Raw genomic sequence first — 12,641 nt, forward strand, 5'->3', positions numbered from 1 at the left:
GTTTAGAGCCAGTGGTTCTTTCGGAACCACGCCCACAGGCCCACAACGACCAAGATCATGATGATGATAGCCATGGGGTATCCCTGCGCCCAGTGCAGCTCCGGCATGATATCGAAGTTCATACCGTAGATACCCGCCACCAAAGTAGGCGCGGCCCACATGCCAACGACCGCGGAAATGGTGCGCATATCCGAGTTTTGTTGCATCGTTACCTTGGCCACGGAGGCGTCGATAAGCGAGGTAAGGCGCTCATCGAAGCTGGATATTTGGTCCTTGACCACAAGCTCATGGTCGTTGACGTCGCGCAGGTAGGAGCGCAATTGCTTGGAAATTAAATCCTTGTGGTCAGAGACCATGGATTTCAGTGCCACCGAGAGCGGGTCAATGGCATGCTTCATCTCCAGCACCTCACGCTTGAACATGTAGATGCGGTCCACATCAAACTTGAGGTTAGGGGTGAAGATTTCTTCTTCTAGCTCATCGACCTCGATGCTAATGAGGCGGGAAATCTCCGAGTAGCGGTCCACCATCATATCCAGGATCTTCCAGGCCATGGCCACTGGGCCAAGCTCTACCAAGTCCTGCTCATCTTCTACCGTATAAGCCAGGTTGGGCAGCTTTGCGCCGTGGCGGACGGTGATGATGAAGTTGGAGCCCATGATCATCTGGATCTCACCGGTGGAAATGATCTGGCGCTTATCCGTGACCTCATCATGATCGCGGTAGTTCACGGATCGTGCGACCACGAAGAGCTGATCATCGTAGCGCTCGAGCTTAGGGCGTTGATGGGCCATAACGGCGTCTTCCACGATAAGTTCGTGGATCCCAAACTGGGAGGCCACCTTGGTCATCTGGGATTCATAGGGCTCGTGCAGGCCCACCCAAATAAATCCGCGGCCGTACTCCTCAATGGCTTCCAGCGCGGAGCTGGTGGAATACTCTCCAGGAAGCGCCTCGCCATCCACAAAGACGCGGCAATGTTCGATGGCGCGCTCTGGTGGTACCGGCAGGGAAGTAGGCTTACTAGGAGGCTCGGGTTTCTTGCGGCCCCTAAAGGGTGAAGGTACGGATGGCATCTTTTCAGCCTCCTTTGCGCGGTAGTGCGGATATTTTCCCAATGGGCAGGCGGCGATTTTACGCAGCGGGTAAATCTTACACCGAAGGCGGGTAATATAATCGAATCTATGCCTACGTGGAAAGAAGTAACCGACGCTAATCCCGAGCACTCCCATAACTTTGCTCGCAAATGGAAGGTGCTGGCCGCACAGGGTAAAGACATCAACGGCGAGGCCCGGCTTATCGACGCCATGGTGGAACGCAACTCCACCATCCTCGATGCCGGCTGTGGCACCGGCCGCGTCGGCGGCGAGCTGCTTCGCCGTGGCCACAGCGTTGTGGGCGTCGACGTAGACCCCATTCTCATCGAGCACGCAGAGCACGATTTCCCAGAGGGGCAATGGTTCGTGGGAGATCTGTGCGAGGAAGAGGTGCCCGAAGGCCCCTTTGATATCGCCGTGTCCGCAGGCAATGTCATGGGCTTTCTAGCAAAGGACGGCCGCGAGCCCGCGCTGCGCAATATCTATGATTCCCTCAAGCCCGGTGGTCGCCTCGTCACCGGCTTTGGCGAGGGCCGTGGGTGGGAATTTGCTGATTTCCTCGACATGGCGCAGAAGGTGGGCTACCGAGTCGACTTCACTTTCTCCTCGTGGGACATGAAGCTCTTCTCGGAGCATTCCACCTTCCTCGTCGCCGTTCTTTCGCGCCCTGGGTCGGACTTGCTGGCCTAAAAGCGCCTATCGGCTTGGTCGAAGAAGTCAACCTCATGGTGGCTGGCGGTAATATAGGCGCGCTCGGCCCGCAGGCGGGTGCGCTCATCCGCCCCGGCGAGGGCTTGTTCGACGATGTCGAGGCTAGTGCGAACCCCGTTGAGGAAGTCCTCGCCGCCGTACATGGAGAGCCATGAGTGATAGGGGTGTTCGGGGGAATCAAATTCTGCGAGGTGGAGGCCTACCTCTGCATATAGCCAGTAGCAGGGCAGTACCGCCGCAGCGCCCACTACGTAGTCATCCGTATGCGTCGAGCGGATGAGGAAATCCGTATAGGCGCTAGTTACCCGGGAGGCTGCAGTCGTGATATCGCTCTCGAGCCAGCCGCGGTGCAGCTCGGCCTCCACTGCCAAGCAATCATGCGCTCCCTCAGCCCAATGCAGTTGCTGTGCCGCTTCTGGGGCTTGGCTGGCGAGGCGAGCCAACGCCTTGGAGTAGGCATTCAGGTACTGAGCATCTTGGTCGAGGTAGAAGCCAAAGGCATCCTTTTCCAACGCTCCCGTGCCCAAGGCCCGAATAAAGGGCAGATCCTTGATGGCCTCCCAGTGATCCCCGGCTAGGTTCCACAGGCGTTGCGTGTGCGGGCCGGCCGCGGAAACGCGCGGCTGGTCAACGTTTTCCGGTTCTTCCAAACTGCCGGATAAATACGGCCGGGGCAGGGTAGACGCCGCCTGCATAAGGCGCTGCGAGCGATGCAGGTGGTCCACGGGGCCGTGTCCCTTGCCCACGTGAAGCGCATCCGCATGGGCAATGGCCTCATGCAGCCACTGAGTGGACCAAACCAGAGCTGCCGCGGGACTATCGCCGGCTCCCAGGCGGGTGGCTAGGGCAGAGGAAAGGGAACACCCAGTTCCATGCGTGTTCTTCGTGTCCACACGGCTGGAAGCAACGCGGTGCACAGCCCCATCCGCATTAACCACCGCATTGTCGGCGATGTCAGCATCGAGGTGCCCGCCCTTGACGACGACCGCGGTACCAGCACTCTTCGCCCATTCCTTCGCCGTGGCAATGGCCTCTTCTAGGTCGCTCGCTTCGTTCGTGTGAGTAAGGACTGCCAATTCCTTCAAGTTGGGAGTGATGAGGTCCACCTGTGAGCAGAGATCGCGCACGGCCTGTTCTGCGTCGTTTTCCAGCAGACGATCTCCACTGGTAGCCACCATGACCGGATCAAGTACCACGGGAACATCGTCCGGCAGGCGGCGCAGGAAGTCTGCGACCTTGGCGGTAATGGCGGCGTCGGCAAGCATGCCAATCTTTACCGCATCAATCTCCACATCATCGATGACGGAGTCTAGCTGCTCCTGCAGAAAGTCCACCGGTGGTACGTGGACGCTGCGAACACCCTGGGTGTTTTGAGCCACCAACGCCGTCACCACGCTCATGCCGTAGCCGCCTGCGGCAGAGATGGATTTCAGATCTGCTTGAATTCCTGCTCCGCCGGTGGGATCAGTACCGGCAATGGATAGTACTCGGGGATAGATGCCTTTAGCCATGGAAAGCCTCCTTAAGGTGGGCGGCGGCTGCTGCGGGGTCCTCGGCCGCCATGATGTCGCTGACTACGCAAATTCCGGCAAAGTCGCTGCCCGCCAGCTCGTGCGCATTATGGGTCTTGATTCCGCCGATGGCGACGGATTCGATGCCACGCTCACGTGCGGCGTGAGCGAGTGCTGCGGCCGCAGCCGTACCCATGCCGGCCGGGGCGTTTTTCTTCGTTGCAGTCGAATGCACGGGCCCGATGCCAATGACATCTGGGCGCGCATCGTCCGCTATAGCAGCAAGCTCCTCGTTACTGCCGATGGATAAGCCAATAAGCTGGCCCTCACCCAGTTTCTCTCGGGCCTCGCGAAAGGCCATATCATCCTGCCCAATGTGCAGGTGGCAGCCGAGTTTTGCGGCCACCTCCACGCGGTCATTGATGAATAGTGGGACATCGCCCAGTACATCAAGCAACTCGCGTGCGGTGCGCTCGATCTGTTCATCGCTAGCTTCCTTGTCCCGGAGCTGGACAACGGTAACACCGCCGCGTACAGCCTCCTGCACGATGGGGACCACGTTGTCTCGCCCGCCAGCCAGATCAGGATCGGTGACCAGGTAGAGCGTCCAGTCAATAGACACTTAAACCTCCTCCACGTCAGTGAGCTTGACCAGGCCCTCGATATCCGCCGTCGGGACATCGTAGAGGGCATCCAGCCATGCAACGGCAAAGGAGCCGGGGGCGTGGTGCTTCTCGACAGCCACGCTACCCGCCGCGCCAACGTGCGCGTGCGCAGCGATGATCGCTTCGAAAGGATCCTCCCACGCGGCCAGATATGCGGCGCAGATAGCACCAAGCGAACAGCCAGTACCGATGACGTTTTGGAGCATCGGGTGTCCCGATTCGAGGTAGACGGCACGGGTTGTATCGCCGACGTGGACGATAAGGTCCCGCGGGCCGGAAATGGCCACGACGGCTCCGGTATCCCGGGAAAGTGCTACTGCCGAATCCAGGGCGGCTTCCACGCCATCGGTAGATTCGACGCCACGGCCGCCCTGCCCAGTACCTGCGAGGGCGATGATTTCTGAGGCGTTGCCACGAATTGCGCCCGGGCCGAGTGGCAGCACCTCGCGCATGAATTCGGTGCGGTGGCTCAGTCCGCCGGCGCCTACCGGATCGAGTACCCAGGGGGTGTGGGCGGAGTTCGCCCCAGCGATAGCCTCGCGCATGCCGCCGTATTGCTCTGAGCTGGGCGTGCCGCAATTGATGAGTACGCCGCTGGCTACTTGGGCGAATTCGCGCGATTCCTCCGGCGTATCGACCATCGCCGGGCTAGCCCCGATGGCCAGCAGGGCATTGGCGGTGACGTTGCTGACGACCTTATTGGTCAAACATTGAATAAGCGGCGTGGACTCGCGCACAGCGTCGTGTGCGCGCAGAAAAGCATAATCCACAACTATCCCTTCGCTAGTTCTAACTGAGTGCAGGTTCGATGGGTATTTCTCAGCCGCACCGCGTGCGGCACCCCATGTTGCGTGTCTCAGCCTAACAAAGGTCACGGAAACTATGTGCGAAAATCGATGTCCGGGCTCCCCAGTAGTGGAATCGCCGGCGCTAGCAGCAGGTAGCCGAGGAAAATAAAAATCGCCGCCCAGAGCCTGCTTTGCAGCAGGTGGGGCGGCGATGCGAGCGAGGAGGTACTACTTCTCGTTCTTGTTAATGATGTTGCGTGCGATGCGCTGCTGGGTGGTGATCTCCAGGTTGCCGCGATCGCGGGAAAGGATATTGGTTGCCCAGTTAACCAGCACGGCCAAGCGGCTGCGCAGACCAATGACGTAGGTCAGGTGCAGGCCGAGCCATGCAACCCAGCCTGCAAAGCCACCGAACTCGGTCTTGCCCAGCTTAACGACGGCGTTGAAGCGCTTGACGATGGCCATGGAGCCCTTGTCAAAGTAGTCGAAGGCTTCCTTCTCATTTGCGGTAGATTCCTCGTCCACCTTGGCCTGGATGAGCTTTGCGACGTGCGCGCCACCCTGGATAGCAACCTGTGCCAGACCCGGCAGGCGGTTGAGGGAGATCATGTCACCGATCATGTAGACGTTGTTGTGCTCGCCCACGGTCAGGTCCTCGTTGACGGAGACGCGACCTGCGCGGTCTGCCTCGACGCCAGCCTGCTCTGCAACCATCTTGCCCAGTGGGGAAGCGGCCACACCAGCCGACCAGATCTTGGTAGCACCTGTCAGGGTGGTCTCCTCCTCGGTCTTCATGTCCTTGTAGGTGACGGTATCTGCGGTTACATCAGTCACCATGGCGTTGAGGTGAACCTGTACGCCTTCCTTTTCCAAGGTGCGCTGCGCCTTGCGGCCCAGGCGCTTGCCAAATGGTGGCAGTACCTGTGGGGCGCCATCGAGCAGGTAGATCTTGGCGGAGGTAGTGCCGTAGTTGGAGTAGACATCGTTGAGGGTACGGTTTGCCAATTCGGCAATCTGGCCGGTGAGCTCAACGCCGGTTGGGCCGGCACCAACGATGATGAAAGTGAGCAGGCGCTCGCGTTCTGCGGGGTCGTCAGTAAGCTCAGCCTTTTCAAAGGCCGAGATGATGCGAGAACGCAGCTCCAGGGCATCGTCCAAGGTCTTCATGCCGGGGGCGAACTCGGCGAAGTGGTCGTTGCCAAAGTAGGACTGACCGGAACCCGCGGCGACAACCAGGGAGTCATAAGCATAGGTGCGGGAGAACTCGTCCTGCTCGGCGGTCACCGTCTGGTCCGCCAGATTGATATCAGTTACCTCAGCGTTGACGAAGTGGACGTTGTCCTGATCGCGCAGCAGCTGGCGGGTGGAAGGGGCAACCTCACCGGCGGAAATCATGCCGGTTGCTACCTGGTACAGCATCGGCTGGAACAGGTGGTGGTTCTTCTTATCGATGAGGGTGATTTCCACATCGGCGTTCTTCAGCTTCTGAACGGTGTTGAGACCACCGAAGCCGGCGCCAACCACGACGACGTGGTGGCGGCCACCGTTGGGGCGATAAGGGGTATCAGTCATGGATTTAATGCGACCTTCCTTAAGAAAGCTAATGTTTTGTACCTGTACAGTCTAAACACTTCAAACAGAACGCGCATACTTAATGACTGATAAACTTCCGCCCCTGCGTTGCGGATTCCGTGGGAAGAACCGGCGCGGCTGTGCGGAGCGCCTAAACCGGGGTGCGCACAAAGCTGACTAAGGTTGTTCCGGATAGTGACTTCCTCCGCCCACCAAGGAGCGCACCTGGCATTATGTCTTTTACCCGCCCTGAGTATTTGAGCTCTATCGATGCAGAATCCTGGCCCAATGTGGCTACGGTTCCCGCACCTCGTTGGCCTGGAATGAAAGCCCGCCGGGCAGAGGCTGAATTTGCCAAGGCCTGCGATGATGCCGGTCTAGAACTGGACCTCGAAGCCGAAGATGGACCAGATCTCAAGGTGGGGCATGATGCCTTGTTTGAGCGCATTGCCGCTAGCGGTTGGTTGGGATTTGCGGAAAGCTACATGGCAGGAGAGTGGACCGTCACTTCCTCCTCGCAGCTGGTAAAGGTGCTCGGCCGCCTATTGGGAGCAGGCTACCTCCCCAAGTCCAAAATGCTTGGTGCTGGTAAGTCGGAGCCAGGGGAGCTGCCACTGGAATTGGTTCGGCTCTATGCCGGCGATGGATTAAGCCATGTAGGTGGGATTTTTTCCAGTGGCGTACCGACCACCATTAGGGAAACGGTGGAAAGCTATAGCCCCAAGGCCGGCCGCAAGGAGCCGAAGAGCCACTTCGTCGATGTCACGACGCTGAGTGAGCCCACGAGTGTGGACAGGGATGACCTGGGAGATGCGCAGCGCCGCGCAGCGGATTGGCTGCTTGACGGCACCCGCACCGGCGCCGGAACCCACCTGTTGGTGTACCCGGCTGCCGGAATGCAGCCAGCGATGCGGGCGACTAAGCGACGCGCTACGGTGGACGTTTTGACCAGTGATGTGGACCAAATGAGCCACATGCGCGAGGCCCTCGTACTAGAGGGGGCAGACGATTCCATCCATGTCGAGCGCATTCCCGGTGTCGTCCCGAACCCTAAGCAATGGCACGGGCACTATGACGCAATCGTCACTGTAGAAAAGGTAGAACAACTCAGCGCCAGCGAGCGCAAAGAATATATCCGCGCAGTCGATCGGTTTTTGACGCCTAATGGGCGGGCGGGAATCCAGTCCATCGTGGCGACCGAGTCGATGACGGAGGCCGGTAAGGCCTCGCTTCAGGCCTTGCGAGCCTATGTGTGGCCGGGGTTGGACTATCCGCGCACCACGGAGATGCACCAGCTAGTGGATAAGAACTCTAACCTGCGCATCGTGTCCGAAACACACGTAGGCACCCATTACTTGGAATCCCTGCGTCAGCAGCGATCCTTTTTTGACGGGCACCTGCGAGAAGCAGCGGCCGCTGGGTTCGACCCAGTCTTCCGTCGCTTATGGACCTTCCAATTTGCCCTCCGTGAGGCCCTTATGACGCTCGGGATGATTGACTCGGTGCAATTTGGGTTGGCTCACCGCAACCGCGGGGGCCGGCGTTAGGCGGCCGGCCGTAAGGCGGGCGGCCCTTAGGCCGGCGGCCCTTAGGCCGGCGGCAGCTCGTCGAAGTTCTTCATCAGATCCGCACTGGGCACAAAGAAGTTGGTGCCAGTAAGCGCGGTGGAGAAGTCCAAGATACGGTCGTAGTTTCCCTCCGGCTTGCCAATGAACATATTGCGCAGGCGTTCCATGACGTTTTCGGGGTCCTTGGCATAGCCGATGAAGTAAGTGCCCATCTCACCCGCGGCGAAAGAGCCGAAGACCATGTTCTCACGGTAAATACCTTCCTCTAGGTCATTGAGGGCGACGTGCGAGTTAGTGGGCTTGGTATCGTCATCCAACTCGATATCGTCGGCCTTGGTGCGGCCGATGACCTTTTCTTGCTCCTCGGTGCTCAGCTCGTTCCACTTGGCCAGGTCGTGGATATATTTTTGGACGGTGACGTAGGAGCCACGAGGGTAGTCGGCGTTGTCGCCAAGCAGCACGGTATCTAAGGCCTCTTCGGCGAGGGGATTGGCGGTGCCATCCACAAAGCCTAGTAAATCGCGCTGGTCCAAGTACTTAAAGCCGTGGGTCTCATCGATAACCCTGGCGGCATCGCCCAGCTGATCCAGTACCTGGCGGGCCATCTCATGGCACAGGTCATAGGTATTCGCACGGAAGTGGAGAAGAATATCGCCCGGCGTGGCCGGGGCCTTATGCGCGGCATCGATTGCCTCAAATTCCTTCAGGCGTTCCGGCATAGGCGCGCTGGTCAAACGCGGCCACATGGAAGCACCAATGCCGACTACGGTATAAAGCTCGCCTTCGTTGTAGCGGAAGTTAACGGACTTAAACAGTCCGGCAAACCCCGTGAGCATATCGCGAGTGGCCTGCTCGCCACCGTCCTTGATTTCAAGGACGAGGAAGAGAGCTGCGCGGGAAGGCTTATCTACTACGTGCTGAATCGTCATGTTGTCGATTCTACGCACCCTGTGGAGATGAGGTACGTTCGCCGGCTTGGAATCGCTCCTGATAGAGACCTGCTTGGCCGTTATATGCGCTAGTGTGCATTTTGGTTGAAAACTAACCGATAGCCGGGTGAGAAGATGTGGACATGGATACGAAGAAGTAGAAGAAAAGGAACCGCGCGGCTCTTCGTATTGTTTGCGCGGAATGACGATTCATATGATGAGTCTTTTGCAGGAGTTGCGCTGACGCGCGCTCAAGAAAAAGCGATGGGACAATGTGTAGACCGCTCAGGGGTAACCTGTTGGACTGAAGAGGCACACCTGCGTGGGTGGAAAGGTCCACTGGATGTAGAACACCATCCGGAAGTGGTTTATATCGTATTTAGCGGTGGACACGCGCAGGGATCGGATCCGTCGAACGCTGAATTCGATCCAGAGCTTAAGGCCGCATGTGCTACGAGAGGCCTAGCCGAGAAAGAAGTCATCCGCCGTATGAGAAATGACGAGAGCCCAATTGTCGTGAAGGAATGGCACATCTGGGAAGCTTCATTCGGGCGCGTGTTGTCAGGAGCGAACGACAGAAGCGAGGTGCAGGTATCGATGTATGGAGTCAGGAGCTAAAAGGGGGAATGCCACCCCTGGTTAAAATGACATAATGTACATTATCGGACAACTACTGATATCGGGAGGTCATCGTGCGGCGCCTCCTTAAGCGCCTTAGTGCTAACTCATCTTCCCATCCTCCCAGCCCATATATTGGGCCCCGGTTACCTCCACGCGATGTTACGGCGCTTTGCTTGGCGACGCCCCGCGGTCTTTGCCGCACCATCCGCCGGCCGCCAGACTTAGGCGCAGGTATCGATTCCGGCTGTAGCTTATTGGAGCCCGGATTTGCAGCGGCCGGGCCCATCCATCTTTCGGGACTTCTTCATTCCGGGGCCAACCTTTGGCGGCGGTGTTTCGTTCGGTGACCGAAAAACCTGATATCGGGCGAAAATACGCCCTACTGGCGGGAGCAACTACACCACTATATAACGTCACACTGACGTTATTCGAGGAGGTTTCCCCAAAACCGTGAAGGTCTAATTAGCGATTCCGGTAAGCGCTCCACAGCTGCCAGATAGTCAACAGCGCCAAAAGAAATGAGATGGCCACAATGACCCACATCTGTTGAACGGCTACGAAAATGGTAAAGCCGATGACGACGACGAGGCGCAGCCACATAAACGGGATAATCTGACGGGAATTCACTGGCTTGACCATCGCTAGTTTTTCTCAAAGGAAATGCGGAGATTTACCTCGCCCTTTTCCTCGACTTTCGCGGCGAGCATCTCCGGGGTCTCCACGCCATAATCAAGGCGATCAACTGGCACGGTGCCGCCGATGACGATCTGATCGCCATCGCGAAGAACGTCGAAGTCTTGGGAAATCTCGTGCGTTTCATCCTTGATAGTCAGATCTCCGGTGAGCTTGACTGTGCCAATGGTGCCGTCATCCGGGACGTCGGCAAGCGAGGCTGGCTCGGTGAGCTCAAAGGATGCCTCTGGGAAAAGCTGGGTCTCAAAGAGCTTGGACTTCATGTTCTGATCGCGGACCTTCTTGTCCGTGGTCAGCTCGTCCATATCAACAGTGACCGCGGCGGTTTTCAGGGTGGAATCAGAAATATCCGCCTGGCCGGTGACCTCCGTGGTTGAACCCGATGTGGTGGTCTTTTCCGCAGGTAGAACCTCATTAAAGGTAAAACCAACCGAGGTATGGTTATTGGCGCGTCCCTTGGCTACCTCCCAGGTGCCATCGAGCTCCGTTGATGCGGCCTTTGCGCCGTCGGCGGAAACTGGTTCGGTCTTTACTCCGGCGCCCTTGAGGAGCGAATACACCATCGGGCCAATGGCCACGGCGGTGAGCAACACAATCAGCACCACAAAGATGGTGATGACGAGCTTGCGGTTATAAAAAAGCTTTTTCATCTGCTATCGAAGTCCTTCTAGGCGTCGCGCCAGGGCAACAAGCTCTTCGCACAAACCGGCAAGCTCCTGCGCACTAGCGCCTTCCTCCGCGGCGGTATTGATATCTTCTGCGGAACAACGTAGTTCAAAAAGTCCGTCGCGCAAACTCTCTGCCTTTTCTGGAGTAAGGATCACGGCATTGGCGGGAATCCCCGTGCCACTGACGTTATTTCGCTGCTCATAAGCGCGCTGCTTGCAGGAGGCGCTGCAAAACTTCCGTGGCCGTCCCCTACCGCCTTGGTCAATGTCCTTCCCACACCATTGGCAGGAACCGACGTTGCGTTCACGACTAGCTGTACGGATCACCCGATACACTTTAGTCCATTTTGGGCGGGCTGGGAACAAAGACGCGTGGGTGTTCGTTATAATTAGTAGCTCTTAGGCGAAGTTTTGCTTCGCACTCAATCAGGGATCTCTTTGAAAAGGATGATGTTGCATGGCAGATCGCGTACTCCGTGGCAGCCGTATGGGCGCAGTCAGCTACGAAACCGACCGCGACCACGACCTCGCACCGCGCCAGATGGTGAAGTACCGCACCGAAGACGGCGAGATTTATGAGGTGCCTTTCGCGGATGATGCTGAAATCCCTGAAGAATGGATGTGCAAGAACGGCAAGCTGGGCCACCTAGTAGAAGGTGAAGGCGTTGAGTCTAAGCCCGCTAAGCCACCACGCACCCACTGGGATATGCTGCGTGAGCGCCGCTCCATCGAGGAGCTCGATGAGCTGCTTGAAGAGCGCATTAACCACCTGCGCTCCCGCCGCCGTTCCGCAGCTCGCCTCTTGAAGGAACAGCAGGAGCAGCAGCAAAATAACTCTTAAAGTTCTGCGGCAGCAAAAAGGCCCGTACCTCCCTAGTCTGACTAAGGGACGGTACGGGCCTTATGCGTTGCGGTGGCGCCTACTTCTTCAGCTGCGCAATCTGGTGCTTTGCCAGATGGCCAATCTCGCTGGCGAAGTCAGAAACCCAGCCGGCGCCCTTACGGGCCTGAACGCCTAGGTCATGAATGGAGCCGTCCTTGACTTCACGGTTGACCAACTTGGACACCGCGCCGCCAAAGTCCTGCAGCTGCTCAGCGCGATGAGCAACGCCCCACTTGGTGACCTCGAGCAAAGAATCCTTCACGAAGGAACCATCCAGCTTGGACTCGCCATATTCGCGCTCGGTGAAGGTAATGGGAACTTCGCGAACGTCAAAGCCAGCCTTGACGGCACGGAAGGCCAAATCGACCTGGAAGATGTAGCCGGCCTTGGACAGCTCATCAAAGTCGATGGACTCGAGCAGCTCGCGGCGGAACGCACGGTAGCCGGCGGTCATATCGGACAGCCCAGCGCCCAGCGCTACGGAGATGTAAATATTGCCCAAGCGGGAGAGGTACTCACGAGAAGCCGGCCAGTTGACGGTCTCGCCACCCGGAATGTAGCGGGAGCCGATAACTAGGTCCGCGCCCTTGTCCACCTCTTCCAACAACAGGTGAAGCTGTTCCGGCGCATGGGAGCCGTCTGCATCCATCTCACACAGCACCTGGTAGTCGCGCTCCAATCCCCACTCAAAGCCGGCGATATAAGCGCCTAGCAGACCGCCCTTGCCCTCGCGGTGAAGAACGTGGATGTGGTCATCCTGTGCTGCGAACTCATCGGCCTTGTCACCAGTTCCATCGGGAGAGTTATCGTCCACGATGAGGATATGGACCTCTGGGACGGCCTCACGGACGCGTCCAGTAATGAGAGGAAGATTTTCGATCTCGTTATAGGTCGGGATGATGACCAAGGTCGAGGATTCAAGCGTGCTCACAGTG

The 12,641-nt window shown here is 58.1% G+C and carries 13 protein-coding genes; 3 read left to right on the top strand and 10 right to left on the bottom strand.

Going from position 1 to position 12,641, the window contains the following annotated elements; all coding sequences use genetic code 11:
• Nucleotides 1–2 precede the first annotated feature (2 nt).
• On the bottom strand, nucleotides 3–1,076 hold the full coding sequence (locus CORTU0001_RS09870) for a magnesium and cobalt transport protein CorA (RefSeq protein WP_005329588.1): 1,074 nt from the start codon (nucleotides 1,074–1,076) through the stop codon (nucleotides 3–5).
• Nucleotides 1,077–1,184: 108 nt separating this feature from the next.
• On the opposite strand from CORTU0001_RS09870, the gene CORTU0001_RS09875 reads away from it, so the two are divergent.
• On the top strand, nucleotides 1,185–1,787 hold the full coding sequence (locus CORTU0001_RS09875) for a class I SAM-dependent methyltransferase (RefSeq protein WP_005329591.1): 603 nt from the start codon (nucleotides 1,185–1,187) through the stop codon (nucleotides 1,785–1,787).
• Here CORTU0001_RS09875 and CORTU0001_RS09880 read toward each other — a convergent pair.
• The 4 genes from CORTU0001_RS09880 to CORTU0001_RS09895 form a co-directional block, all read right to left on the bottom strand.
• A complete protein-coding gene (locus CORTU0001_RS09880; protein ID WP_005329592.1) occupies nucleotides 1,784–3,319 on the bottom strand; it encodes a bifunctional hydroxymethylpyrimidine kinase/phosphomethylpyrimidine kinase in 1,536 nt (511 codons plus the stop codon). The genes CORTU0001_RS09875 and CORTU0001_RS09880 overlap by 4 nt on opposite strands.
• Nucleotides 3,312–3,941: a thiamine phosphate synthase gene (gene thiE, locus CORTU0001_RS09885; RefSeq protein WP_005329593.1), complete on the bottom strand. Its 630-nt coding sequence runs from the start codon at nucleotides 3,939–3,941 to the stop codon at nucleotides 3,312–3,314. The genes CORTU0001_RS09880 and thiE overlap by 8 nt, the downstream gene beginning before the upstream one ends.
• On the bottom strand, nucleotides 3,942–4,754 hold the full coding sequence (gene thiM, locus CORTU0001_RS09890; protein WP_005329601.1) for a hydroxyethylthiazole kinase: 813 nt from the start codon (nucleotides 4,752–4,754) through the stop codon (nucleotides 3,942–3,944).
• 246 nt (nucleotides 4,755–5,000) lie between these two features.
• A complete protein-coding gene (locus tag CORTU0001_RS09895; RefSeq protein ID WP_005329603.1) occupies nucleotides 5,001–6,344 on the bottom strand; it encodes an NAD(P)/FAD-dependent oxidoreductase in 1,344 nt (447 codons plus the stop codon).
• 233 nt (nucleotides 6,345–6,577) lie between these two features.
• On the opposite strand from CORTU0001_RS09895, the gene CORTU0001_RS09900 reads away from it, so the two are divergent.
• On the top strand, nucleotides 6,578–7,891 hold the full coding sequence (locus CORTU0001_RS09900) for a class I SAM-dependent methyltransferase (RefSeq protein ID WP_005324757.1): 1,314 nt from the start codon (nucleotides 6,578–6,580) through the stop codon (nucleotides 7,889–7,891).
• 41 nt (nucleotides 7,892–7,932) lie between these two features.
• Here the strand turns inward: CORTU0001_RS09900 and CORTU0001_RS09905 are convergent, their stop codons facing one another.
• The 4 genes from CORTU0001_RS09905 to CORTU0001_RS11565 all read right to left on the bottom strand — a co-directional run bounded on the left by CORTU0001_RS09905 (nucleotide 7,933) and on the right by CORTU0001_RS11565 (nucleotide 11,150).
• Nucleotides 7,933–8,841: a Dyp-type peroxidase gene (locus tag CORTU0001_RS09905; protein WP_005329604.1), complete on the bottom strand. Its 909-nt coding sequence runs from the start codon at nucleotides 8,839–8,841 to the stop codon at nucleotides 7,933–7,935.
• Between the two features lie 1,083 nt (nucleotides 8,842–9,924).
• The gene (locus CORTU0001_RS11835) at nucleotides 9,925–10,101 is read right to left on the bottom strand and encodes a hypothetical protein (protein ID WP_005329606.1); all 177 of its coding nucleotides are present in this window, start codon (nucleotides 10,099–10,101) and stop codon (nucleotides 9,925–9,927) included.
• 2 nt (nucleotides 10,102–10,103) lie between these two features.
• Complete coding sequence (locus CORTU0001_RS09915; protein WP_005324760.1) at nucleotides 10,104–10,805, bottom strand: YceI family protein; 702 nt, start codon at nucleotides 10,803–10,805, stop codon at nucleotides 10,104–10,106.
• A 3-nt stretch (nucleotides 10,806–10,808) separates the two neighbouring features.
• Entirely contained in the window at nucleotides 10,809–11,150 is a 342-nt protein-coding gene (locus CORTU0001_RS11565; protein ID WP_034655353.1) for a hypothetical protein, read from the bottom strand.
• Between the two features lie 130 nt (nucleotides 11,151–11,280).
• On the opposite strand from CORTU0001_RS11565, the gene CORTU0001_RS09925 reads away from it, so the two are divergent.
• Entirely contained in the window at nucleotides 11,281–11,664 is a 384-nt protein-coding gene (locus tag CORTU0001_RS09925) for an RNA polymerase-binding protein RbpA (protein WP_005324763.1), read from the top strand.
• Nucleotides 11,665–11,743: 79 nt separating this feature from the next.
• Here the strand turns inward: CORTU0001_RS09925 and CORTU0001_RS09930 are convergent, their stop codons facing one another.
• On the bottom strand, nucleotides 11,744–12,637 hold the full coding sequence (locus CORTU0001_RS09930) for a polyprenol monophosphomannose synthase (RefSeq protein WP_005324764.1): 894 nt from the start codon (nucleotides 12,635–12,637) through the stop codon (nucleotides 11,744–11,746).
• Between the last annotated feature and the right edge of the window lie 4 nt (nucleotides 12,638–12,641).

This window comes from Corynebacterium tuberculostearicum SK141 (assembly GCF_000175635.1).
In the GTDB taxonomy this organism is placed as follows: Bacteria; Actinomycetota; Actinomycetes; order Mycobacteriales; family Mycobacteriaceae; genus Corynebacterium; species Corynebacterium tuberculostearicum_C.

What these genes read in the sequence shown, in the direction of transcription:
- CORTU0001_RS09870 (WP_005329588.1), bottom strand. Translation starts at nt 1,076, where the DNA reads ATGCCATCCGTACCTTCACCCTTTAGGGGCCGCAAGAAACCCGAGCCT.
- CORTU0001_RS09875 (WP_005329591.1), top strand. Translation starts at nt 1,185, where the DNA reads ATGCCTACGTGGAAAGAAGTAACCGACGCTAATCCCGAGCACTCCCAT.
- CORTU0001_RS09880 (WP_005329592.1), bottom strand. Translation starts at nt 3,319, where the DNA reads ATGGCTAAAGGCATCTATCCCCGAGTACTATCCATTGCCGGTACTGAT.
- CORTU0001_RS09895 (WP_005329603.1), bottom strand. Translation starts at nt 6,344, where the DNA reads ATGACTGATACCCCTTATCGCCCCAACGGTGGCCGCCACCACGTCGTC.
- CORTU0001_RS09900 (WP_005324757.1), top strand. Translation starts at nt 6,578, where the DNA reads ATGTCTTTTACCCGCCCTGAGTATTTGAGCTCTATCGATGCAGAATCC.
- CORTU0001_RS09905 (WP_005329604.1), bottom strand. Translation starts at nt 8,841, where the DNA reads ATGACGATTCAGCACGTAGTAGATAAGCCTTCCCGCGCAGCTCTCTTC.
- CORTU0001_RS11835 (WP_005329606.1), bottom strand. Translation starts at nt 10,101, where the DNA reads ATGGTCAAGCCAGTGAATTCCCGTCAGATTATCCCGTTTATGTGGCTG.
- CORTU0001_RS09915 (WP_005324760.1), bottom strand. Translation starts at nt 10,805, where the DNA reads ATGAAAAAGCTTTTTTATAACCGCAAGCTCGTCATCACCATCTTTGTG.
- CORTU0001_RS09925 (WP_005324763.1), top strand. Translation starts at nt 11,281, where the DNA reads ATGGCAGATCGCGTACTCCGTGGCAGCCGTATGGGCGCAGTCAGCTAC.